The 25,402-nt window shown below is 48.9% G+C and carries 18 protein-coding genes; 7 read left to right on the forward strand and 11 right to left on the reverse strand.

Annotation, left to right across the window (positions count from 1 at the left end; translation table 11 throughout):
- Positions 1-100: 100 nt before the first annotated feature.
- Positions 101-1,873 carry an alpha-glycosidase gene (locus ABXS70_RS21360; protein ID WP_342554378.1) on the forward strand — a complete coding sequence of 591 codons (1,773 nt, stop codon included), beginning with the start codon at positions 101-103 and terminating at the stop codon, positions 1,871-1,873.
- A 951-nt stretch (positions 1,874-2,824) separates the two neighbouring features.
- Here ABXS70_RS21360 and ABXS70_RS21365 read toward each other — a convergent pair.
- The 3 genes from ABXS70_RS21365 to ABXS70_RS21375 are packed head-to-tail and all read right to left on the reverse strand — an operon-like array spanning position 2,825 to position 7,061.
- Positions 2,825-4,225: a fatty acid--CoA ligase family protein gene (locus tag ABXS70_RS21365; RefSeq protein ID WP_342554377.1), complete on the reverse strand. Its 1,401-nt coding sequence runs from the start codon at positions 4,223-4,225 to the stop codon at positions 2,825-2,827.
- Positions 4,189-5,673, reverse strand: coding sequence for a hypothetical protein (locus tag ABXS70_RS21370; protein ID WP_342554376.1), 1,485 nt, complete (start codon positions 5,671-5,673; stop codon positions 4,189-4,191). Before ABXS70_RS21370 ends, ABXS70_RS21365 begins: the two co-directional genes overlap by 37 nt.
- Positions 5,670-7,061 carry an alpha/beta hydrolase-fold protein gene (locus ABXS70_RS21375; protein WP_366290720.1) on the reverse strand — a complete coding sequence of 464 codons (1,392 nt, stop codon included), beginning with the start codon at positions 7,059-7,061 and terminating at the stop codon, positions 5,670-5,672. Before ABXS70_RS21375 ends, ABXS70_RS21370 begins: the two co-directional genes overlap by 4 nt.
- 512 nt (positions 7,062-7,573) lie before the next feature.
- Here ABXS70_RS21375 and ABXS70_RS21380 point away from each other — a divergent pair.
- Positions 7,574-9,721, forward strand: coding sequence for an alpha-amylase family glycosyl hydrolase (locus tag ABXS70_RS21380; protein WP_366296725.1), 2,148 nt, complete (start codon positions 7,574-7,576; stop codon positions 9,719-9,721).
- Positions 9,722-9,869: 148 nt separating this feature from the next.
- On the opposite strand, the gene ABXS70_RS21385 is transcribed toward ABXS70_RS21380, so the two are convergent.
- The 4 genes from ABXS70_RS21385 to ABXS70_RS21400 all read right to left on the reverse strand — a co-directional run bounded on the left by ABXS70_RS21385 (position 9,870) and on the right by ABXS70_RS21400 (position 14,896).
- A complete protein-coding gene (locus ABXS70_RS21385; RefSeq protein WP_366290723.1) occupies positions 9,870-11,156 on the reverse strand; it encodes an MFS transporter in 1,287 nt (428 codons plus the stop codon).
- Positions 11,157-11,364: 208 nt separating this feature from the next.
- On the reverse strand, positions 11,365-12,201 hold the full coding sequence (locus tag ABXS70_RS21390; RefSeq protein ID WP_366290726.1) for a sugar ABC transporter permease: 837 nt from the start codon (positions 12,199-12,201) through the stop codon (positions 11,365-11,367).
- Positions 12,198-13,553, reverse strand: a complete 1,356-nt coding sequence (locus ABXS70_RS21395; protein ID WP_342554371.1) for a sugar ABC transporter permease — start codon at positions 13,551-13,553, stop codon at positions 12,198-12,200. Before ABXS70_RS21395 ends, ABXS70_RS21390 begins: the two co-directional genes overlap by 4 nt.
- 53 nt (positions 13,554-13,606) lie before the next feature.
- Complete coding sequence (locus ABXS70_RS21400; RefSeq protein ID WP_342554370.1) at positions 13,607-14,896, reverse strand: maltose ABC transporter substrate-binding protein; 1,290 nt, start codon at positions 14,894-14,896, stop codon at positions 13,607-13,609.
- 450 nt (positions 14,897-15,346) lie between these two features.
- Between ABXS70_RS21400 and ABXS70_RS21405 the strand changes: the two genes are divergently transcribed.
- Positions 15,347-16,381: a LacI family DNA-binding transcriptional regulator gene (locus ABXS70_RS21405; RefSeq protein ID WP_342556235.1), complete on the forward strand. Its 1,035-nt coding sequence runs from the start codon at positions 15,347-15,349 to the stop codon at positions 16,379-16,381.
- A 237-nt stretch (positions 16,382-16,618) separates the two neighbouring features.
- Here the strand turns inward: ABXS70_RS21405 and ABXS70_RS21410 are convergent, their stop codons facing one another.
- Positions 16,619-17,377: an SDR family oxidoreductase gene (locus tag ABXS70_RS21410; protein ID WP_342554369.1), complete on the reverse strand. Its 759-nt coding sequence runs from the start codon at positions 17,375-17,377 to the stop codon at positions 16,619-16,621.
- Between the two features lie 267 nt (positions 17,378-17,644).
- Between ABXS70_RS21410 and ABXS70_RS21415 the strand changes: the two genes are divergently transcribed.
- From ABXS70_RS21415 to ABXS70_RS21430, 4 genes are all read left to right on the forward strand, one after another.
- A complete protein-coding gene (locus tag ABXS70_RS21415; protein WP_366290731.1) occupies positions 17,645-18,163 on the forward strand; it encodes a TetR/AcrR family transcriptional regulator in 519 nt (172 codons plus the stop codon).
- Between the two features lie 83 nt (positions 18,164-18,246).
- Positions 18,247-19,290, forward strand: a complete 1,044-nt coding sequence (locus tag ABXS70_RS21420; RefSeq protein WP_342554367.1) for a cupin domain-containing protein — start codon at positions 18,247-18,249, stop codon at positions 19,288-19,290.
- A gap of 129 nt (positions 19,291-19,419) precedes the next feature.
- A complete protein-coding gene (locus ABXS70_RS21425; RefSeq protein ID WP_342554366.1) occupies positions 19,420-20,139 on the forward strand; it encodes a YoaK family protein in 720 nt (239 codons plus the stop codon).
- A gap of 194 nt (positions 20,140-20,333) precedes the next feature.
- Entirely contained in the window at positions 20,334-20,948 is a 615-nt protein-coding gene (locus tag ABXS70_RS21430) for a hypothetical protein (protein WP_366290735.1), read from the forward strand.
- Positions 20,949-21,041: 93 nt separating this feature from the next.
- Here ABXS70_RS21430 and ABXS70_RS21435 read toward each other — a convergent pair whose 3' ends face one another.
- Genes ABXS70_RS21435 through ABXS70_RS21445 form a run of 3 tightly spaced genes read right to left on the reverse strand, consistent with a single transcriptional unit; the run spans position 21,042 to position 24,649 of the window.
- The gene (locus tag ABXS70_RS21435; RefSeq protein WP_342554364.1) at positions 21,042-22,181 is read right to left on the reverse strand and encodes a toxic anion resistance protein; all 1,140 of its coding nucleotides are present in this window, start codon (positions 22,179-22,181) and stop codon (positions 21,042-21,044) included.
- 35 nt (positions 22,182-22,216) lie between these two features.
- Complete coding sequence (locus ABXS70_RS21440) at positions 22,217-23,905, reverse strand: substrate-binding and VWA domain-containing protein (protein ID WP_342554363.1); 1,689 nt, start codon at positions 23,903-23,905, stop codon at positions 22,217-22,219.
- A 12-nt stretch (positions 23,906-23,917) separates the two neighbouring features.
- Positions 23,918-24,649, reverse strand: coding sequence for a hypothetical protein (locus tag ABXS70_RS21445; RefSeq protein WP_366296727.1), 732 nt, complete (start codon positions 24,647-24,649; stop codon positions 23,918-23,920).
- Positions 24,650-25,402 lie beyond the last annotated feature (753 nt).

A 25,402-nucleotide genomic window follows, 5' to 3' on the forward strand; every position in this document is an offset into this window, starting at 1 on the left:
GTACAACCTCGTGAACTTGAGAGGTTGTACCTTTTTTGCGTTTTCACGGCACTAATTGGCCTTATCCTGTATCTATTAATCAAGCCAAGGAGTGATTACCATGATTTTGGAAGCCATCTATCATCGTCCCAAACTGAACTGGTCCTATGCTTACAATCGCACAACCATGCATCTCCGCTTGCGTTCCAAACGAGGGGATTTGGACGCCGTCATCGCGATCACAGGAGACAAATATGCCTGGGATCGAACCATCACACACATTCCGATGCGTATTTTCGCCAGAGATGAAATGTTTGACTATTGGGAAGCGGAGACGTCTCCGCCCTATCGCAGACTGCGCTACAGCTTCCAGCTTATTCAAGGGGAAGAATCTGTCTGGATGACCGAGCGCGGATTCGTGCAGGCGCTGCCGGAACACCCGCTGGAAATGTTTGATTTTCCATTCATGAATCCCGTGGATATTTTTGAACCGCCGGCTTGGGTGAAGGACGCCGTATTCTATCAGATCTTCCCCGAACGTTTTGCGAATGGTGACCCCTCTTTGACTCCAGCTGGTGCCGAGCCGTGGGGCGGTGTGCCGACACCGGTGAATTTCTTCGGCGGCGATCTGCAGGGTGTGATGAACCATCTCGACCATCTCAGTGAACTGGGTATCACAGCCATCTACTTCTGTCCGCTGTTCGAAGCAACAACCAATCATAAATACAATACAGCCGATTATTTGAAGATTGACCCTCAGTTTGGTACGAACGAACAGTTGAAATTACTTGTGGATGCGTGCCATGCTCGTGGTATACGGGTCGTGCTGGATGCTGTATTTAATCACTCTGGAAGAGAGTTTCCTCCGTTTGTCGATGTGATGAAGAATGGGGCTGCTTCCCCTTATGCTGACTGGTTTTATATCAAGGATTGGCCGCCGCGTGTCGAGGATGGAATTCCAACGTACGAAACGTTTGCCTTTGAACCACTCATGCCAAAGCTCAACACAGAACATCCCGATGTAAAAGCCTATCTGCTGGAAGTCGCCCGTTTCTGGATTGAGGAGATGGATATTGACGGCTGGCGTCTCGACGTAGCCAATGAGGTGGATCACCAGTTCTGGCGTGAATTCAGGCAGACGGTGAAAGCGATCAAGCCCGATGCCTATCTGCTCGGAGAGATCTGGCATGATTCATTGATGTGGCTGCAGGGAGACCAGTTCGATGCGGTCATGAACTATCCGTTTACCAACTCGGTGCTGGATTATACTGTACATGGCAAACTGGATGGTCTGGGCTTCGCCAACGAGATCGGCAAACTGCTGGCGTCCTATTCTCAGCCTGTCACCGAAGCTGCATTCAACCTGCTGGGCAGCCACGACACCCCGCGCTTGCTGACTTTATGTGATGGCGATGTGCGTAAAATGAAATTGGCTGTTATGCTTCTGTTCTCCTACCCGGGTGCGCCGTGCATCTACTACGGGGATGAGATCGGGCTGGATGGCGGATACGATCCGGGCTGCCGGAAATGCATGGAATGGGATGTGACCAAGCAGAACCGCGAACTGCTTCATTTCTTCACCCGCACTATTGAGTTACGCAAGCAGCATCCTGCGCTGCGCAGTGCGGATCTCAAGATTGTTTATGCCAAAGCTGGCGATCCATGCCTTGCTGTAGAGCGCGTGGATTCGGAGACGGGTGAGCGTGTACTGCTGGTGCTTAATGCGAGTGATGAGCCCTGTTCGCTTGAACTGGCGTGGGGAGATCGCGGCATCTGGCGGGACCTGTTCACCTCCGCCCCTGTTGAAGCTGGGCTGAACAAGTTGACCCTGAACCTTGCAGCCTATGGTTTTTCCCTGCTGCAGCTTGAGGTTAAACAGCCAGCAGAAGCTTGATTTTTTCAGAAAATGAGTCTCTGGCTTGCAGCATTCATTTTGCCTTTGTTCAATAAGGCGGCCTTCCAGCTAATATGTGTTCGTCCCATTCTGCGGCATCTTTGTAAGGTGGAACTTGATATGTTTGACATTGATGGGTTAAATCTTGAGAGGTTTGAGCTTGATGGGGTGATTTCGATGGCGGTACCTTGATGGTATTGTTTTGATTGTGCTTGATTGCTTTTTCTTGAATAATGTATCTTGATCATCATTGCCCTATCTTGATTGCAATAGCCTTGTTACATCTCTTAGGTGCAGTAACTTAGTTACATCTCTTGAGTGCAGCAGCTTGGTTAATCTCGTGCCGCATTCATCTTGTGCGCGCAGTGTAACGAGTTTGGTGCATCATGATGCTCAGCCGTGCGGTCAGGTTTTCGTTAGAGTAGCTTATTGAATCTGAAAGGGCTAAACGTAGATCACGTTCAGCCCTTTTTACCTAGAGAAAAATTTCGTTAGAACAATGCCATGTATTGTGGCCCCTGTTCCAACCACGCTCCTAACTCTAACGATCACAGATGACCTTATTTCCTCCCATCCAGCACTGTTGGGATTCTAACGATCCCGAGAAACCTTATTTCACCGAATAACTTTAACATTGGTGCTTTTCTCAGTGAAATCTGCCAATTAACGTTCCTGGTGATCGTTAGAATTTGAAAAGCCATCTTTTGCTCCAAATAAGGTGTCTGGAGATCGTTAGAATTGGAGCGCGTGTTTGGACTCAACTCCCACCTACATTAACCCGAAAAAACGCAAATCCATTGGGATTATGCGTTCGGGAGATTAACGTCACTGTTTTTTTCAAATTATGCTCTTTGAATGGTCTCTGAGCGGTGATTAAATCAAGAGTGAACCAAACATATTGCTCAGTATGCCGGGACTGAGAATTTGCCTATGAAGCTGCTGTACTATCCTTTAATCCGGTGAGGATATCGGCTTTCTAACCTTTTTCATTCGCGGGCTGACCAATGCTTCCTCTGTAATGACGATCTTCTGCGGAATCTTATATGCAGGCAGTTTGTCCCGGCAGTAGGCCCAGATGGCCCGGCGCAGCTCTGCCAACGGACAGGCGGACGCCAATCGAACGACTGCCTTCACCTGCTGACCTGTAATCCCGCTTGCTTCGCCGGTTACTACTGCCGCTTCGATGCAGTCCATTTCCTCAAGCACACTCTCCACTTCAGCGGGATACACCTTCCAGCCGCCCACATTAATGATTTCGGAACGGCGACCCAATATACGGATGTATCCCTGCTCTACTAAGGCCTCATCCCCCGTTCGCAGCCATCCGTCCTCTGTGAACGGGGAAGGTGCATTCAAATAACCCATCATCGCCGTTTCCGTGTAAATCTGCAGTTCGCCATCCACAACCCGACATTTCACTCCTTCATCCTGAATCGAAAACAATAAAGATCCGGGCTCTTTGGAGCGTGTTGGCAAAATACCCAGTTCGGACATGCCATAAGCTTGGATCGTTCTGATTTTCGGAAACCGCTGGACCCAGGCATCCAGAACAGAATCGGGCATCACTTCCGAACCATAGGAGACCACCTCAAGACTGGAAAGGTCGTAAACTTCGTCACACTGCGACAGCAGCAGCAAATTCATAAAAGTTGGGGAGACCGGCAGTGCCTGTACACGATGCCTTTCAATCGTTCGGCATACTTCCTCCGGGCTGCGATTCTCCAGAATGCACAGACAGCCCCCGCTGGATAAGGATTGAAACATCGTGTTCAATCCACCGATATGATCAAACATCATAAAGGGAATCGTTCTCAAAGGACGTACCTGCCGTTGAAAAGATTGCAGAAGCCGCTCCGCCCGATGAACGGTCGCCTTACTCACCCCGGTAGAACCTGAAGAGAAAAGAACCAGCCCGCCACCCCCTTCCTGCTCAAGCTTAGTTAGAATAGGAGGTACCGTGCCTTTTTCCCGTCGATCATATGTCTGCCTTATTACCAACCGACCTGCTTCTCCCTCCAGACGCACAGCCGCATGTGCCAGCCGCACGTACTCCTGACGTTTAGCTTCGACCAAGTTCCGATCCATCGGGAGCACAATGCATTCTTCCCCGAGCAGCCCGAGCAGTGCCGATGCTGCATACGGGGAATAGTCTTCTTCCAGCGTTACAATCTGCCCGGAAAGTCCCTCTGTCCTGATCCAGTTCCTCATATGATGAACTTGACTCAGCAGCCAGTCGAAGCTGTACTCCTGATCCTGCCAGATCAATGCAGGCTGCTGTCCATAGGTTGCAAACCGCTCCAGCATAAAGTCTATGGTCACCTCGCAGCCTCCCCGTGTCCACCGATGGCCCATGAATCCGAACCACCTGCACGGTTCGTTGAAACAGCCGCATTATCCTCGAAACCATCCACGGTCCACTGCTTTGCAAGATAATCCACCAGCGAACCTACCGTCTGATATGGACTTTCGTGCAGGGAAGCAGCTGCAATCTCGGCTAGAGCACTTCCCGCACCTGTACCCCAATGCTCTTCCATACTTTGCTCCACCACAGCCAGCAAAGACACCAGTTCCAGTGAATTCAGTCGTCCATCCCGCCCATAAAGCGGAGCGTTTCCGCCCTCATCCAGTGGAATGAATGTGTTATGAAATGCATTCAATTCCTGACAGCTGTCCAGTACGATGCGCAGCAGGGCTGACCTGTGATCCTGCTCGGCGACCGTTTGGGTTTGCCGCGGATAGATGGATGCTTGAGGCAGTGCTTGTCTGAAGGATTCATACCAACGCCATTCATCTGCGGCCAGCTCTTGTACTACTCCTGACAGCTGTACTTGCCATCCTTCGCGCTGCTTCATCTGTCCTACCTGAAGCAGGTTATTTGCCTTTTCCCAGCGATGAATAATGCTCTCATATTCCCTGGCATACTGATCGAGCGGCGCGCCCAAACATTGAGCGGATTCCTTGAGCAGATCCCGGAAATAATATCGGCTCCACCGCATATCAAAAACCAGGCTCGAAATCCGTGTTTTGCTCGCTGCATCTCCTCTTATATTTGCTTCCAGCGCCTCTATCACATTCGCAGATACGGCATGTCCAAAATGAAAACGCCGCTCCCCCTCCGTGATTGTTCTGCCTGTCAGAAATTCATGCACCTGGGTAGTCAGTGCTTGAGCCAGCATCTCCCGGTACCCCTGCGAATCCAGCAGGACGTTTGCCTGAATGTCCGTCATTCCGTAGGTTCGCAGCATCTCCCTCTGTTTAACACCCGTAAGTTCAGGTATTGCCGGATGTCCCTTCCAAAATTCATGAAAAGCAGCATGTTCTACCTTGCCTTTAAACTTGTAAAACACAGGGTCGTAGACATACATATGCTCTTCATCCATGCCATACACGGCAAGCCAATGATCCACCAGATAATGTCGTGAGCCTTCTTTGACATGTTTGTTAATATACTCGGGATTATGGTAATCGTCGCAATAAGGCAGATGATAGCTGGTGCCTGTCGCCAAAAAAAGTCTGCCCGCTTCAAGATGCCGCCGTATCTGTGCTTTTCCTTCCTCGAAGCTGCTCAGTTCCCGCTCGTCATTCATCTTCCAGACCGGTTCTTCATAATCCAGCTTGTGAAAATAAGTCCTGACCAAGCCGTTATCTTCGCAAGACGGCAGCGTATATAAACGGCTGGCAGCCAGCATGGCAAGACTCGACATGGAGCCCTGCCGCTGCAGCACTTCATGAATCAGAGGAAAGCTGCATGGATAATAATAGGGGATGTCCAGTATTGGATCGAAGGATTGGATTATCATTTGGGGGAGCCTCCTATTTTGGCTTTGGCAGACGTACTGCCCCAAGCCTGGATATTATAGTGGAGAGACATGCTTTCGGCTGCACGAAAAACTCGATTGGCTATGGGATTGCCATCCCGATCGGTCTCGAACTGCCGGAATCCACGCGTAAAACGGAAGGAAAAACCGCTGTCCCTCGGAATACGGTAACAGCCCTCGTAGTGACCATCGCCTGTATGCATGAGCTTCATGCCCATCCCACCGTAGATGGATTCTTCCCGCTGCTCCGTTGACGCGAATGATGACGCGAATTCGGCCTGCATACAGACTTGTACAACGGGGGTAAGTTCAGGGATGACCCTGTAACTCCGTGCAGCCGTCAATGCACCGAATTGCATTGTGATCACTGCACTCCCTGCGGCATGGGGAATCAACGTACCATCTGCAAGTACCTGAAGAACATCAGGATGACTTGAAACATACGCTCCGCTCAGCAATGTCAGACTCAGACCATGATCATAATGGAGTCTGGCCTGAACCCTTACCTGCATCCCTCCTTTCAGCCCGATGACATTTCTGCCATACAGCTCCAGTGAAACAGGCTGACCTGTCTGGCCAAACATATACAACAGGGGCAGATGCACACGTGCTCCCCAATCCGCTTCCTGGTGGCAGGCGCCCGGCTGTTCGAAGTAAGCCAGCTTTTTCACATCCGCCTCCCGATGCAGCATCTCCTGCATGACCCTCCTCACCTGTTCAGGCAGAAACAATCCTTCGGTGTCTCCGATATCCACCCACATCTGCACATCTGGAATGGTATCCGGCAGACGGTATATGTCTTTCTCCCGCAGTCCATTGGATGCTTGTTCATCCAGCTGCGCATCCACAAAGTATGGAGACATCATGATCAGCTTGCCAAACACATCCGGATGACGCATTCCGATATGCAGGGTGCATAATGCAGCCGCTGAGGAACCAAGTAATCCCGTGTTATCTCTGTCCCTCTGTGTCCGGTACTGCCGATCAATCATCGGTTTAAGCTCGTGGATAATAAAATGCTCATATTCAATTCCTGAGCCTCCTATGCCGAGTGCTTCCTGCTCAGTGTCCACGTAGTGGTAGAATTCATTGCGAGTAACCGGACGAACGTGTGCAATGGCAACGATGATGATCGGTTCAATCCGGCCAGCAGAGATAAGTTCATCCGCTGCCAGATCAAGCTGCCACGTTTCGTTCCCGGGGCTGGATGGGCCAAAAGCCCGCTGTCCTGCATGAACGTACAGCACCGGGTAATACCGGTCTATCTGCTCCGCGTAACCTGCCGGAAGATATACGTAGATGCTGCGCCTGCTGCCAAGCTGCGATGCCTGAATGTTTTCCAGACACTCTATAACTGAACCTGTGCTCACGGCCATCAACCCCTTTCTTTTCCTTTTCCCTCAGGACAAACTAAATAAGCAAGCCTGCCGAATCCCGCTGCAGGACGCAGGTAACAACAAACAACCCCGCCTCAGAAGAGACGGGGTTGTTCCGGATAGGTTGTCGAACTTGCAAGCTGATCCGGAATGCATAGCCCTTAATTTGGTTGATTCTGCGAATAGTTTAAATCGAGCGGGATACTTTTGTAAATATAAAAATAGAAAAAAAATGCTCAGAAAAAAGTTATTGACATAAAAACCAATTTTTCTTAAGATAGCGATGTGATCATAACTCGAGGGCTATGCTTTTAAACCCCAGCGGTTTAGGACAACCCCGGTAACTCCCCAAGGAGATACCGGGGTTGCCTGCGTTTACGCCTGAAAGGAGGAATCAAATCATTTTAGTAAAGAAAACCGCACTATTGTAAGCGCTATAATTCAAAGCCAATTGGTTGTTTATCAAAAACTACTACAATCACGAAGGGTGGATTACCATGTTTCAAATGGCCAAACGCGCAATCCTCAGCACCACACTGACCCTCGGTTTGCTTGCCGGCAGCGCCCTGCCGTTCCTGCCAGCTTCTGCTGTCTATGCCGATACAGACACCGCTGTAACCAACAAGCAGAGCTTCAGTACAGATGTGATCTACCAAGTGTTTACGGATCGCTTTTTGGACGGCAATCCCTCCAACAACCCTACCGGAGCCGCATATGATGCCACATGCAGCAATTTGAAGCTGTACTGCGGCGGAGATTGGCAGGGGTTAATCAACAAAATCGATGATAACTATTTCAGTGATCTGGGTGTCACGGCTCTGTGGATCTCCCAGCCTGTCGAAAATATCTTTGCAACGATCAACTACAGCGGGGTAACCAATACCGCCTATCACGGCTACTGGGCTCGGGATTTCAAAAAGACAAATCCATACTTCGGTTCGATGGCCGATTTCCAAAATCTGATTACGACGGCTCATGCCAAAGGCATCAAAATTGTCATTGACTTTGCGCCAAACCACACCTCTCCTGCGATGGAAACCGACACGTCTTTTGCCGAGAATGGCAGATTATACGATAATGGTACACTGGTAGGCGGATACACCAATGATACCAACGGTTATTTCCATCACAATGGCGGCTCCGACTTCTCTTCCCTGGAGAACGGCATCTACAAAAACCTGTATGACCTCGCGGATTTCAACCACAATAATGCGACCATCGACAAGTATTTCAAAGATGCGATTAAACTGTGGCTCGATATGGGCGTTGACGGCATTCGGGTGGATGCGGTGAAGCATATGCCTCTCGGTTGGCAAAAGAGCTGGATGTCTTCCATCTACGCACACAAACCGGTATTCACTTTCGGTGAATGGTTCCTGGGATCAGCTGCGTCGGATGCAGATAACACGGACTTTGCTAACAAATCTGGTATGAGTCTGCTCGACTTCCGCTTTAATTCTGCGGTTCGCAATGTGTTCCGTGATAACACGTCCAACATGTACGCTCTGGATTCCATGATTAACAGTACAGCTGCGGACTACAACCAAGTGAACGATCAGGTGACGTTCATCGACAACCATGATATGGATCGCTTCAAGACAAGTGCAGTTAACAACCGCCGCCTGGAGCAGGCTTTGGCCTTCACATTGACTTCACGTGGTGTGCCTGCCATCTACTACGGTACAGAACAGTATCTGACGGGGAATGGCGATCCGGATAATCGGGCCAAAATGCCTTCGTTCTCCAAATCCACAACAGCGTTTAACGTCATCAGCAAGCTCGCTCCTCTGCGCAAATCCAATCCGGCCATTGCCTACGGTTCCACGCAGCAGCGTTGGATTAACAATGATGTATACGTCTATGAGCGCAAATTCGGCAAGAGTGCAGCCGTTGTCGCTGTAAACCGCAACCTGTCAACGCCAGTGAATATTACAGGGCTGAGCACGTCCCTGCCTACAGGCTCATACACGGATGTGCTTGGTGGTGTGCTGAACGGAAATAACATCACGTCCACGAACGGCAGCATTAACAACTTCACCCTTGCTGCGGGCGCAGTGGCAGTATGGGAGTCCACAGCAGCCGAAACGACACCAACCATCGGTCATGTTGGTCCGGTTATGGGGAAACCCGGTAATGTTGTAACCATTGACGGCCGTGGATTCGGTTCGACGAAAGGCACAGTGTACTTCGGTACCACGGCGGTTACCGGAGCAGCAATTACATCTTGGGAAGATACACAAATTAAAGTAACTGTTCCTTCCGTGGCTGCCGGCAATTATGCTGTCAAAGTCGCCGCGAACGGAGTAAACAGCAGCGCTTACAACAACTTCACCATCCTGACCGGCGATCAGGTTACCGTTCGCTTTGTTGTGAACAATGCATCCACCACGCTTGGACAGAACCTCTATCTGACAGGCAATGTGGCTGAACTGGGTAATTGGAGCACAGGTTCAACCGCCATTGGACCCGCATTCAATCAGGTCATTCATCAATACCCGACCTGGTACTATGATGTCAGCGTACCGGCAGGCAAACAGCTGGAGTTCAAGTTTTTCAAGAAAAACGGATCAACGATTACATGGGAAGGCGGTTCCAACCACACATTCACCGCTCCAGCGAGCGGAACAGCCACCGTTACGGTAAACTGGCAGTAAGAGCTTTATATCATTGAATATACAAGCTAACCCGGAATACGCAAATACAGCGTATGTTCCGGGTTTTGCTATGTAATCGGATTTGTGACAGAGGATGTTTCGTCAGCTCCTTGTTGAAAGGAATTCCTATCTTCTTTGGTATGGATATCTACGTATAGGTTCGAATGGACTTCAAGGTTGTCATTGCAATGATCCCCGTGGCAAGCAGCAGTAAACCTACGCCTTCCAATACGGCCGCAGCTCCCCAGTGATCGGCAAAGATCGAGACCACTGTCAGGCCCAGGATCGGCGCTGTACTCGTAATGGTTCCAACGACACCGTAAACGCTGCCCTGCATCTCATCGGGTACGGCTGTACGCAGCATAATCTGGGTCAGCATCGTGCAGCAGGCAAACATGGCTCCTCCGCCCATAATAAGAGGAAGCGCCATGAGAGGCGAGGATACATTGGCCAAGAGCACATAGACAGGCCCTAACACAAGCAGGCCAATAAAGACCCAGCGCCCGCGATGTTTCAATCTTTTTCCCGAAGCAATCAATACTCCTGATCCGATCATGTACCCCAGAGGAATACACGTCTCGATCAAACCAAATTGAACCGGATTTGCCTTCCATACGTTAACGGCCATCACCTGTATGAGCATCATGGCGGCCATGAAAAACAGGAGCAGCAGCGGATTGAGCAGCACAATCGAACGAATGAGCGGACTGCGATAGATGTAAGCAAACGAACTGCGCCACTCCTGTGCAAAAGATTTCGGTTCACTGCTGGCACGGATTACCTGTGGAAACTGCCCTGCCCGCAGCACACAGACTGCAGACAATAGGAAAGCTGCACCTGTAATCAGGATAGCGACAAAACCACCAAACGCTGCTACAGCGACCCCGGCAGCAGCCAAACCGCTGATACGAGCCAGGTTGTCCACCAGATGAATGGTGCCCGTGGCCTGCTGTATGTGTTCTCTGCCCACGATGCTCGCAGCGGAAGCATGAAACGCCGGAGCCTGAAACAGACTGGAAAACATCGATAGAGAGAGCAATAACAGCAAAACCGGAAAAGGTGCATGCCAGCTGAACAGGCTAACCGCAATCAGCAGAGCCAGCACACCGCGAAACACGTCCGAAGCCAGCATCAGCTTCCTCCGATCGAGCCGGTCAGCCACCGTACCGGCCACTGATCCAAATAAAAAGCTGACCGCCATATTGCAGACCTGCACAGCAGCCATGCTCTTGGCGCTGCCTGTCGTCTGCAGCACCCACAGACTGATGGCAATGCTGTTAAAACAGTCGCCAAAAACGGATATGCCATACCCGTACAGGATTCTGCGGAACGTCTTGTTACGCCATAGGGTCTGTGGAGCTTCACTGCTGTGCAAAACAGCTTGTCCCCTTGGGTAGGCAGCAGCCTCAGGTTCACTGGAAGGGTTCATGCCCATAAATCACGTTCCTCCTTTTTCTTCATTAGAAGCCCTGACCCTACAAGCAAAGCAGACACTTCCGATGCGCTGCCAAGTCGACGAAGACATGACGTTACGGAAGTGCCTGGTTGAAGTGCCGCATGTGCGGCTTATCGAGCGCATACTGCGACTGTCTATGCTGTTGACAGCAAGCATGAATTTACGCTAATCCTGCCTAGAAATGATGTTAGCCTTTGGACGCCCCTGTCGTCAGACCCTGAACGAGGAAACGCTGCAGGAACACAAACAGCAGGGTAATCGGGATAGCAATTAATACAGCTCCCGCAGCAAACATCGTAAAGTTACTGTCCTGATACCTATTTACGAGATCCCACATGCCCACGGCCAGGGTCCAGTTCTCCTTGGTACGCAGCACGAGCCGGGCAAAAATAAAATCCATCCATGCCCCTGTGAAGCTGGTTAACGCGACGTATGTCAGCATCGGTTTGGATAACGGTAAAATGATGCTGGTGAACACACGCAGATGGCTAGCACCATCGATGCGGGCTGCTTCATCCAGACTGCGCGGGATGGTGTCAAAAAAACCTTTGACGATGAATCCGCCCAGCACTGCGCCTGAGGAATAGACCAGAATAAGCGCAGCGTGTGTGTCAAGCAGTTTGATTTGCAGCAAAATAATATAAATCGCAATCATGCTCATGAAGCTTGGAAACATGCCCAGAATAAGCATGGTGGACAGAATCGTTTTACGCCCCCGAAAACGGAACCGGGATAGCGCGTACATGCCCAGCGTCACCATTAATGTAGAGAAAATCATCGTGAAGAAGGCGATCTTCAGCGTATTCATATACCATCTGCCGTACATAAAGGACGGATTGTTAAACAGCTCTCCATAGTGAGAAAGAGTGAAACTTTCCGGCCATAAGCGTTCACTGAACAATGCCGCGCCAGGACGCAGGGACGACAGAAAAATCCACAAAACCGGATAAACGGATACAACGGCAATGATCAGCAAAAGCACATAACTGAGGATCAAACGAATCGGATTGCTGCGTTTCTTCATTGGATCATGTCCTCCTCCTTGAATGATTTGGAGCGGCGGAAATTCCAGATGGAGAAGGTAGCGATAATCAGGAAGATGATAATACCTACCGCAGAAGCCATATTGAATTTATTATTGTCGAGTGTTAGTTTGTAGAGCCAGGTCACCAGCAAATCCGTTGCCCCTGCATACTGATAGTCTCCGCGAAGCGGGTTACCGTTCGTTAACAGAAAAATGACGTTGAAGTTGTTGAAGTTTCCGGCAAACTGCATGATCAGCACCGGTGTCGTGGCAAATAAAATGAACGGCATCGTAATAATTTTGAACTTCTGGAACGCGGAAGCACCGTCTACTTCAGCTGCCTCATACAGATCACGGGGAATAGCGGTAAGTACACCCAATATGAGCACCATGCTGACCGGAATACCTATCCACATGTTGACGACAATGACAGTAACTTTGGCCCAGAACGGGTCCGTCAGCCAAGGCAGCCCTTCCAGTCCGAACGCTCGCATATACGTATTGATCGGCCCAAACTGACCGTTGAACAGGTTGCGCATCAGCAGCAGCGAGATTATCTGCGGAATGGCATAAGGCAAAATAAAAATGGTACGCCATAACTTTTTGAAACGGATGCCTTTCTGTTCAATTAACAAAGCTACAAGCACTCCGCCAAAGTACGTCGTTACTGTCGCCAAGACTGCCCAGATGACTGTCCAAGTGAGCACCCCGTAGAACGTCTGGCTCCAGGATTTGAGCTGGATTAGGTCCGTAAATGTTTTGAACCCTACCCAGTCCACCAGTTTGGCTGGTGGAATATGATCCGGTGCAGAGTAGTTCGTAAACGCAATCGTAACGGTGAACAGAATCGGCATGATTGTAAAAAAAAGAATGCCGAGTGCCGGGATGGACAAGAACAGATACGGAAAATTTTTGTCCATCACATTGCGCATCGTTGCCGCGGCTCCCAGCGTCGGTTTCCCCTGCTCTCTTGCAAGTCCGGTCATATACGCATCCCGGATGTTCAGGATGTAAACGAGCACAAACACAAAAAAGACCAGCAGCACTATAATTCCGTCAAGCAGCAAAAAGATGGAATGGTCGCCCTTTTGAAGCACCGTTGAACCATTCACTTTCACAAAACGCTGTGTATTCTCCCCCAGTGTCCATATTCCCCATACCGCTTGGGACAGCCTTGGAAGCAGGTACGCAAGTCCTGCTCCCTCCAGCAGCAGCAGCACAATGCCTTTAATCCACTGCCGATTGTATAACTGTCCGAGACCCTGCAGTATGATGGAGCATATGGCTGCTGTCATCCGGTGCTGCTTTTCCCTATTGGGCTGGGCAGACACCGGGACATGCTGTTGCCGCATATGCTCCCTCCTCTCCGTTTGGTATAATTCATCGTGTCATCGCAGTTTCGTCATTATTGTGTGGTTGCCAAACTCTCCTTGATCTGTTTCACAGCATTGTCGAGTGAGGCCTTCACATCCTTGCCGCTATCCCAAATATCGGTAATGGCTGACGAAATCGGCCCCCATACACTGTCCATGGCTGGAAGGGAAGGCATCGGTGTCGAGTTGTTGAATTGTTCAAGGAAGGCTTTGTTGATCGGATCTTCCTGTACTTTGGCGTCAGCCGCCACATTTTTGTTTGCTGGAAGCGTACCGTTCATGTCAAAGTTCTCCATCTGGGCTTCTTCGTTCGAGAGGAACGCGGCCAGCAGCTTGGAGGCATTCGGGTACTGGGTAAATGCATTGACATAATAAGCTTTTACACCCGAGAAGGAGGTCATTGGCTTGCCATCAATAGCTGGAAGTGGAGCAACTCCGAAATCAATACCGGCACTGCGATAGTCGGCAATGGTCCAAGGGCCGTTAATATCCATCGCCAGCTTGCCGCTGGAGAACAGTCCTTTTTTGATATCATAGTTCACATCGCCCATCTTAAGCGGCAGCACTTCAGCCTTCAGCTTTTGCAGGAATTCTCCGCCTTTCTGCGCTCCTTCGTTGTTCAAACCGAGATCACCGCTGTCCATCCCATTGTCCCCAAAGATATATCCGCCCTGGGATGCCAGGAAGGCGTAGTTATAGTAGAACTGCTGTAATTCCCACATCAGCGCATACTGATTGGATTTGGCATTGTTGAACGTCTTGGCAAAATCGATAATTTCATCGAAGTTTTTCGGTGCTTCCGGGTACAAGGCTTTATTGTAAAAAAGGGCATATGTTTCGACGCTGTACGGATATCCGTATAAAACGTCTTTGAACGTCACCGCTTTCAGCGCATTTTCGCTGGTATTGGCTGTAGTTTCAGCTTCGAAGATATCATTAGGCAAAATAAGTCCTGCTTCCGAGGCGCTGCCAATCTTGTCATGCGGGAACACAACGACATCCGCAGCAAGCCCGGCAGGACCATCTGTTGTTAATTTGGTCACCTGATCTGTAGGCGGCAGTTCCTCCATTTTGACCGTGACACCATATTTTTCTTCGAATTTTTTAACTCGCTGCTCGATAAAGCTGCTCTGGTTTTTGTCTTCCCATATCACCAGTGATGCGCCTTCCTCCGGCTGGAGATTCTCTGCGGTCAGCTGAACCGTATCCTCCGGATTATCACTTGACGCTGCCGGAGATGGAGTGCCGCCTCCCCCAGTGGAGCATGCAGCCAATGTAAACGCCATTCCGATGGACAATACTGCGCCTTGCCATTTTCTCATGTAAAATGTCCCCTTTCCCTCTGCGTGATGCATCCCATTGTTCGCGCTTTTCGCCCTTTAAAAGGTGTAGATTGTCAGGAGCTTGTATTCCATGTGAACTGTTGTACAAACGTTTGCTCAAAATGGAGGTCAAGATCACTTCGATATCCAGTATGTAGGGAGAATAAAGTTAAAAATATGTAATTCCAAAGATGTAAGCGCTGTAATATCTTCCACATCATACAACACTAAACTTTCTTTGTACAAACGTTTGCACAAGCTGTATTCTTTCAAAATTAACCATATCCCGAATTCAGATAACAGTATTTTCCTGTTTCCTTGATCTAACTCTTTCTTCCTTTATTTTACTCCGCTTGCATTCTGGGTCATTTCGTAAACAATTGATTTATGACACCCTTTGCATTACCATAGGAGAATGTTGAAATGATTGAATCAGAAGGGGTTTTTTACATGATTACGATCAAGGATATAGCCAAATTGGCGGGTGTTTCCCCTTCTACAGTGTCACGGGTGATTTCGGATCATCCTAGAATTAGTATGGAAACATCTCTTAAGGTTAAACAAATTATGAAAGAGCTTAATTATCATCCTAATATGATGGCAAAGAGCCTTGTATCTAAAACAACGCAAACGCTTGGCATTATGCTGCCGCGTCCTGCGGAGGAGCTTTTCCAAAATTATTTCTTTGGTGAGCTGCTGCGCGGCATTATCACTCATGCCACTCGTAACAACTATGAACTGCTGCTGTCCACCGAAACGTCCTCCGATGATGAATTACAGGCGATTTCCCGTCTTGTGCATGGTCGCAGGGTCGACGGCATTCTGCTGCTCGGTTCCAAACGCGATGATCCCATCATCTCTTTTTTGGAAGAGGAGAAATTTCCCTTTGTGCTGATTGGCCGGAGTGAAACCCACCCGAATGCACCGATGGTCGATAACGATAATGTGCAGACCGCGTATGATGCAACGCAGCATCTGATTGCTCAAGGTCACACACGTATCGGATTTGTGAGCGGCCCGCCGGACATTACGTTATCGCATGATCGCATGCGTGGATATCGGAAGGCTCTTGATGAATCGGGGCTAACGGCTAATAACGACTGGATTGTGGAGGGGGAATTTCTGCAGGAAAGCGGCTTCCGGGCTATGTCCCTGTTCATGTCGCTGCCCGACAGACCTACCGCCATTGTCGTTATCGATGATAATGTTGCTTTCGGTGTGCTGAGAGCGCTTGCCGAGCTTGGATACCAAGTGCCTGAGGACATCAGCGTGGTCAGTTTTAACAATATCGCTTTGTCCGAACTTGCTTCGCCTCCGCTCAGTTCCATTGATATCGGGACATATCAGCTCGGGTATACCGCCGTTCAGGTTCTGCTCAAAATACTCAGCAGCGAGCCTCTTGCTCAGAACCCGGTGATTATCCCCCACCGCCTGATCGTACGTGAATCCTCACTGTATTCGAAGGCAAAGCCCTTCCTGAGTTAAGCGCTCTACCTCATTTTTTGTATTATGCAAACGTTTGTCTAACCGTCCTTTTTTCTTCAGGACTTGAATGCTGCAGAAGACAATTCTAAGGCGCATGCCGAGATGCTGAAGAATGGTCATAACATGAAGAACGAGAATGACAAAGAAGCCGTAATCATACGGCTTCTTTGGTTATCGTATATTTACGAGTCATGAATCGTTGTCCCACCTGTCGGTTTAATCAGAACAAGAAGCAGATTAGTAAGAACTCCAGCCTGCGTCAGCCGTAATTACGGTACCATTTACAAAACTGGATTCGTCCGATCCGAGGAATAAAGCCACTTTGGCAATCTCTTCACTCGTTCCGACCCGTGGGTTGATGGCCATTCCCTGCTGCTGTCGTCCCGCTCCGAATGGGTTAATGCCCGTCATGGATGCACCGATATTCGTTGCAACCGCTCCCGGTGCAATGGCATTGCAGCGAATACCCTGCTCGGCGTACATGTATCCTGTATTTTTGGTGAAGCCCACCACAGCATGTTTTGATGCCGTATATGCGCCTCCAGCCCGTCCACCATGCAGGCCACCCGCTGAAGCAATATTTACGATCACCCCCTGCTGTTTTTCCAGAAAAATCGGCAGCACTTTGCGTGTTGTGCGCATCACACTTGTTGTGTTCACGGCAAATACCTTCTCCCACCGCTCATCCGTAATATCCGCTGCCGGCTCCATCCCGTCCATAATGCCCGCATTGTTCACCAGAATATCTACTGTTCCGTATCGGCTTACCGCTTGATCAATAAGCTGCTGTACATCTTCCTCTTTCGCAACATTAGCCAGAATAACGAAGGCTTCCCCACCGTCTGCCTCTATTTCTTGAACGACAGCCTGAGCAGCTTCTTCGTTAATATCGGAAACAACGACCCTTGCTCCTTCCTGCGCATACAATGCGGCAATGGCCTTTCCCATTCCCGAGCCTGCACCTGTGACAATAGCCACTTTATTTTGAAGTTTCATATCGTTACGCCTCCTCTGATGTATTCGTTTACACAAAGATACCAAACAAATGTTCATTATCTCTTATCCTTAGTATAATAAGTCATAGCTTTTCGATACAATCAGTAAAACCTTGTCCCATTGTACGTTAAACAACAGGCTGTCACCTGTTTGTACGTTATCTTTTATAAATATCATCAGGGAGGAATTCCAATGCCCGAAACATCAGACGCAATAGATCGAAGAATCCGAAAATCCAAAGCTGCGTTGAAGGAGGCTCTCCTTCATTTGATGCAGCAACGTAATTTCAAGGAAATCTCCATCTCGGATATTGTGCAGCAGGCTGACCTGAATCGGGGAACCTTTTACAGACATTATCAATATAAGGAAGACTTGTTCAACGAAATCCTGCATGATGTTACCCAGGATCTGGTAACTTCATTCCGTAAACCTTATGAGGGGATGAAGGAATTTCAGGTGGGACGGATGCCCTCTTCCGCCATTACCATCTTCGAACATGTGCATCAGCATGCCCAATTCTATACACTCGTGGTGCAGTCCGAAGCATCATCCAGCTTTCAGCGTATGATCTGTGATGTACTGCGTGATTTGTCTTTACAGGATCTGAATCATATTTTCCCGCCCCATATTAACCACGAACTGCTTGCAAGCTATCAGTCTCATGCCATATTCGGCATGATCATGGAGTGGATCAGACAGGATTTCAAGCACAGTCCTGCTTACATGGCGGAAGAGTTGTTCAAAATTATTCATTTTACGCCCGCACACGATTTAAAAAATGAATAATTTCTCAGAATATGGGTATAATATTATAGTTATATTCAATTATTTACACATTGTCTACTGAATTCAAATTTGAAGCAGGAGGTATGATGATGAAATCTTTCAAGTATCGTCTTGAGCAAAAAGAACCCCGTACCGGTCCCGGCGGCATTACTCGCGGAGCCTCGGTTCATGACTTCCCCGCATCCATCGGCATTGCGGGAGTATCCATGCGCCTGGAACCAGGCGGCATGCGCGAACTGCACTGGCATGCGAACGCGGCCGAGTGGGCGTACGTCATCAGCGGTTCCTGCCGCACAACCGTCATTCATCCCGATGGTCATGCGTATACCGATACCTTCGAACCCGGAGATGTATGGTATTTCCCGCGTGGATATGGTCACTCCATTCAGGGGCTTGGACCGGAGGAATGCCACTTCATTTTGATTTTTGACAATGGAGATTTCTCAGAAGACCACACGTTCAGCATCACCGACTTCCTGACTCAGACACCAGACGCCATTGTTGCCCAGAACCTTGGTATCTCCCTCGAGCAGGCAGCCAAGCTCAATCAGGGCGAAGCCTATTTTGCCAAAGGTCCGGTACCCGATGACAGCTCCTCCTCAGCAACTTATCGCCGTAATTCTGAGCTGACCACCCCACACCGTTATCCGTTACACGCCAAACAGCCGCGCCGGGCACCAGGCGGGGGTACACAGCGGACGGTAACCGTCGAAGACTTCCCGATCTCCACCACGATGGCGGGATCTCTGATCGAGCTTCAGCCGGGCGCTCTGCGAGAACTGCACTGGCACCCCAATGCGGATGAGTGGCAGTACTATATCAGCGGCAGCGCCGAAATGACCGTCTTTCTCGCCGAAGGGCAGGCCGTAACCGAGCAGTTTGAAGCTGGAGACATTGGTTACGCTCCGATGGGTGCAGGGCATTACATCAAAAATACGGGTGATGATGTCTGCCGTGTACTCATTGGATTCAACAGTGGACATTATGAAGCCATTGATCTTAGTGAATGGATCGCAGGCAACCCGGTAGATGTGCTCTCCACGAATCTGGGCATCTCTCGTGAGGAAGCTGAACAACTCCCTGACGATACGTTGTTTATTGCACCGGATCAGAACAAGGGAAAATAACAAAGAAAGCTATAAGTTAACGCTGCAAGGTTCATTCCCGGCGATTAGCTTATTTAAGGGAATGTCAGCTTAAACTCAAGCGAGATTAAGCGAACCCGATGGTTACCCGAAAATGGAGGACAGATGCCTATGCATTCCGTACATGACTCGTCTTCCCCGAAAGTTAACAACGAGAGTATCGGACACACGGTAGAACGTTTGGAGCCGGGATTTTCCCGGCTTTTGTTATCTTCCGTTCTTGTACTGCTCGCCGGTTTCATCGATTCCATTGGATATTTGGGGCTGGGTAAAGTGTATTTATCCTTCATGAGCGGCAACAGCACCAAGCTGGGCATCGCTCTTTTTGAGGCAGATTATGCGTTATGGGCAGCGACCGGGACTGTCGTTCTTTTATTTATTGCAGGAGCATTTGTCGGCACTTTCATTACAGAGTCATGGTGGAAATGGCATCTGACCCTTATTTTGATCGTGGAGTGTGTATTGTTTCTTTTCGCAATCATGTTGTCAATCCTGTTCCACACGCAATACATCATATTCCCGATCGCCATGGCGATGGGCATGCAAAATACGATGCACCAGATGGTTGCCCATGCAGATGTAGGCAAAGGTTTTGTTTCAGGTACGCTTTTTGGTATCGGTCAGGCCTTGGCCAAAGCTGCACGCGGCAAAGCTCCGGCTTCCGAGTGGGCCGTGCTTGCACTGTCTTGGTTTATATTTGTCATTGGCGCGGCGCTGGGCGCCTGGATGCTCGTTAATAGCGGTCTGCTCCTATCCCTCATTACAGCGCTGTTGTTTCTTGTCCTGATTATCCCCTATGTCATTTATATGCAGCGTCTAAAAAACGGTTGACCCGAAATCGCGGGCCAACCGTTTTTCACCTTTAGTTCTAGCAAACCTTACTCGGCTTCATATATACTATATGAGGAAGGATTAGCCATGACTCTGACAAATTTCCTAGTGATCTAGGATCTGTCTATTGGTTGGCAGGATTTACCATGTGACATTACGTGCAGAAAACAGGATAAAAGGAGGTGACATTTCACGTGAAAAGATCAAGTATTATATCATTAATGACCAGTTTCATTTTACTTGGCGGGGTGCTTCTCTTTCCTGCTCCTCAAGCCAATGCTGCCGTAGAAGAATTCTCTACATATTGGGTTCAGGACGAGTTTGCGGACGAATATCAGTCTGAAGTAGATTTAATAGACGATGCAGAAGAGCCTGAGGCAGTAGATGAGTTTATTCAGGAAAAAGCGGAATTAAAAAAATATCTGGATCAGATTTTTGCTATCGAGCCCTATGAGTCTAGAGCTCTTGATTCCTTGAGTAGTGTTGGTAACACCGTATCTTCAGCGAATCGAAAATCGATGTTTCTGAAGCTGACGAATACGGTAATTCCGAATTATACCAAATTCGTCTCCAAAGCAAAACTGATCCAATCCAACAACCCAGAAATCAAAAAAATTCATACCTCCTTCATCAAAGGAACTTATATGCAGCTTGAAGGTTACATCCTTTACAAGCAAGCTGTTTCCAAGAACAACGTGAACTACACGATCCTTCAACAAGGTAATGCTAAAGTTCAAGCTGCCGATGCTATTCTTGACCAAGTTACTGACTCATTGTTAGCGTATGCTGACAAAATTGGGTACGAGTAATCCCTGTATGCAATCACTGCAAAAAAAGCAACCATCCTTAACTAGTCATTAGGGAATGGTTGCTTTTTCTAGTCATTCTCATTGATTGATTGATTACAGACCAAGCTTCTGCCCTTTCTCCAATCGCTGAATCTGCTGTTCTCCGGTCTCCGCCAATTCACGGAACTGACCGATGGTTTCGCGCATTCTTGGCAGGGCTTCCTGTTTATAGACCGAAATGGAGTCGAGCGCGGACAGCACATCCGTAAAGGCCTGCTTCATCGTATCCACCGAGATGCTTGCCTCGTACGCCTGCTTCTGGATCGCGGTCCCCTGATCCTTCAGCATTTTGGATGTACCGGCGATTAGATCGTTGGTGGTACGGTTAAGCAGTTCAATCTTCTGCAATACAATCTTCTGATTGTACAGCGCACTGGCAACGGTGACCGCAATTTTCAGTGCGGAGATCGTCACATTTTTCGCCCGATCCACGCCGCGAATCAACTCTTTGTTGTTCCGGATAACCACTTCGATCGCCATAATCCCCTGCTGGTTTACAACCAGCATCTGCTGCAGATCCATTACCCGCTGACGGAGTGGGAAGAGCACTTCTTCGGTAATAAAACGCACTTTCTCGGGGTCTTCGTTACGAACCTTGGCTGCCTCAATCTGCGCATCGATCGATTCATCCATCAGCATGCCAAGCTGAATCTCCTTCTGAAGCCGCTTGGTCAGTTCGCGCAGGCTCTGCTGCTCGATCTCAAGCGTGGTATTGTCATTACGGAGCGTTGCACGTCCCTTGTCGAGTGAAACGACAATATCGGCGATAACGGCGTCAGCTTTCTGGTACTTGAGAAAATACGCGCGCAGCGGGTTGAACAGCTTGCCCAGAAAGCCTGTTTTGGCGAAATCGACCACGCTCGGGTCGAGATCCTTCAGCTGCATGTGCAGTTCGGTCAGGCCTTTGGCGACCTGGCCGCCCTCGTCTCCCGTCTTGGACAGATGTCCGACGGAGACTTGAAGCAGCGCGTTTTTCTCGGAAGAGGATCGCATCGTGTTCATGCCAAAGCCGTCAATCGACTGCAAAATCTCCTTGCGTTTCTCCAGGGATTCCAGGTCCAGGTTCATAATCATATCCACATTGGAATTCGCTACCTGCTGCAGCTCCGCCACCTCGGCGGGCACCGGTTTGATCTCTTCTTCAATCACCTTCTGAATTTCCTTCTGGCTCGGTATCTCCATTGTAAAGGACATCCGCAGTTCCCCCTTTTAGTTACATCGGCTTAGGCTTACATCTGTACGTTAAACAGGTTTCCGATTTTGTAGACGACATCGTCAGTGTCCGCGTTAATGCTCGCAGCTTCGTTAATGCTGGAGATGCTCTCCAGTGCTTTGATGTCTGCATTGTAGCCGATGGTATAGATCGGTACTTTGTATGTCTCAACCAGACCCCGGATATCCTTCAGCGTATGACCTTCGTTCGTCTCCCCGTCACTCAGGACAAAGATCAGCGGTTTCACGTTAGGGTTCGCGGTCATATAGTCCTCCAGCATCTTCATCGCGACAACGATGCCATCAAAAGTCGCTGTGCCCCCTCCAGCCTGAAGGCTGTCTACCGTTCCTACAAACATGGACTGCTGATTCGTATCATACTTTGCAATCGGGAGATTGACGGTAACTCCGCTGGAGTATGAGACCAGTCCAATGCTGTTTTCCGTACCCAGATATTTCTGGCCTTTGCGCAGTGATTCCTTAAGTCGGTTCAGCGGCTCCCCGTCCATGCTTCCAGATACATCCGTGACAAATACAGCTGCAATCGGTTTGCTTCCGTTTTTCTTCTCTTTCCAGACTTTCTGTGCAGACAGCAGTGTACCGCCGTCCACGGAAGCCAGTTCAGATTTGTAATCCTGCAGGCCGTTAAAGCCGAAGTCCTCTGCTTTTTTCTGATACTGATCCTGCGTGACAAAGTCGGCAAACTTCTGGACGATCTCCTGCTTGTTCTGCGGCAGTTGACCGAGTTCATACAGCGGGCTGTCATGTCTTGCACCAAAAGGAGTGAAGACGTATCCGCTTTTGAGATCTGCTGTATTAACATATGTCTGGTACTCCAGAACGAAGGCGTCGAGTCTACCCGACTTGGCTGCTTCCCGCATCTGAATGGTAGTAGATGCTGTGAATGGCACGTTTGCCTGGAATTTTTCGAAGCCTTGAATGGCTTTCTCGCCGAGTGGATTGGCACCGTCATATGTGTTTAGTGCAGTGACGAGGAAATTGAGTCCCGTCGAACTGGCAAATGGATCCGTATACCCCATCGAAAGTTCATTGTTTGCAATGGCTTCGGTTACCGTTTTGACGTTCACAGAGCCGTAGGTGTCCACTAAAGCATCATATTTAGCTTTGGAGATAACGATTCCTGGCACATTGCCCACCAGCCGCTTAGTAACCAGCTTGGTCTTCACCCCGCTCGCCTCCACCATTGCGCCCCACAGCTCATTGGACGGTGTGAAGGCATCAGGAACATATTTGCCGGACTTAATGTAATCCGCAGCAGTACCGGAGGCAATATTGCGGATTTTGACCGAGATCGGTTTGCCGCCAGCCGTGATGTTCGCTTGGTTAAATGCCTCTGCTGTCTCGGTTAACCATCCATCCACTCCGCTGCCCGACTTCTCGGGGGAGGAGAAAATTTCAACATAATCATTCGTTGTGTTCTCCACTGTAATGGGGAACTTCGAAATATCTGGCAGCGATTCTGCAACATCCACCGGATCGAGATCAATCTGTCCTTTGACCGGCTCTGCCGTGGCTGGTGCGATGTCAGCGTACAATTTGCCAAGTTCCTTACCTGCATTTTCGGTCGTGACTTGTGTGGACGTTTTGCCAAAGTTCGATGTCAGTGTGATCCCGGCATAGACTAGGCCAAACACCAGTACCAGCATGATGATCGATATGAACAAAAACTTTCCCTTCTTCGCCATACGTACAACCCCTCACTGTCTGTATAATTTGGTATGTTTGATCAACTGATCAATCTCCTGCATACAAGGCATCTGTTCAATATCTCCGGCTTCAAAGCTGTCCAGCCGTGAAATCTCCAGCAGCAGCTGATCCAGCTTAAGCAAAATCTCTTCATTCGTGTGAAGCGAGTCTTTCACATAAGTCAGGTAATCGTTGTATACTTTTGTCTTTTCCTGAAAAAGCTTCTGCGGCAGATTCACCGATTTGGATTTCATCATGCTGGCATAATCGGCTTCATCAAAGACATTGAGTCGGTTCAGGATGCTGCGAATATTCAGATATAGCAGCTTCTCCACCTCTTCGGCGACCGAAGCAAATTTCTTAAAGCTCAGCTCGCCAGGATCAAACCGCTGATGAAGCACGTTCATCAGGGTTTCCTTTTTCTTTTTCATCCGGTTCAGTTGGGACAGCCCCAGCGTAATGTCTTCTTCAAGGATTCTGATGCGTCTGTAAAAAGATAAAGCTTCTACATAATCTTCATGTGTTTCGATCTGTTTCACAGGTAAAACGACCGGCTGCTTGAACAATAAAGTGTAACTGCCATAGAAGAGTGCGAGTGTGCTGCCGAACAGCAATGTTACGGAAAGGGCTGTCTGGAAAGCACTCTCTCCAAATCCGAGTCCCGCAAAGCCTGGGGAGAAGGCCAGAACGTCCACAGCCACAATGCCGAGGATGAGTGCAAAAAATTGTATGTACCTGGTCATGGGCAATCATCCGACCTCCTTTCATGTTAGATATTAGAACTTCCTGTCGTTTATTCCCTGTCATCCTTATTGCTATTGTACATGATGTGAGCGCTCTCAGGTGGATAGGATTGGAAATTGCGGTGTGAATATTGGGCCTTCATGCAGGCTGGAATATCAAGGATCAGATAATTGGCCCTTATGATCGATTAAAGATTGGATTGTAAACAGTGATACAATAATATACGTGGCTCGGGCTTATCCCATTATCTTTTTAATGGACAACACAGAACGGCTGGCTGTGTAGGCTGCAGGTTCATTTAGTATAGTTACGGGTTTTATCGCCATCCCCGTGGTACATCGGGAGTGCGGAATAAATACAGTTATTGGGTAATACGTGGAAATTCGAGCTGCGTGTCATTTTTTATATACGCCTTGTCTTCGCGAATCCGGAGCTTGCTGCGTGTTTTTCTGAGTCATGACCAAAAAGACAAAAACGGCGAACTCCACCGTTTTCGTCTCTTGTCATTATTGCATATATCATTCTATTTGCATGCTGGCACACGGTCTTGATCACACCATGTGCATCCGAATAAATCAGGCTAACGATGCCAGATGATTCTATTTGGTACTTTTCAGCTCATCTAACCATGTAACGATTCCAAGAAACGCTATTCCAACATTGGAAGCATATATTCGTCCATTTTGGCCTGTTTCGGCTGTAATAGCGTCGATGGGAATCGTTAGATTTCGGAACAGGCCTAATTTGCCCAA

It is taken from the genome of Paenibacillus sp. AN1007, assembly GCF_040702995.1.
GTDB lineage: Bacteria > Bacillota > Bacilli > Paenibacillales > Paenibacillaceae > Paenibacillus.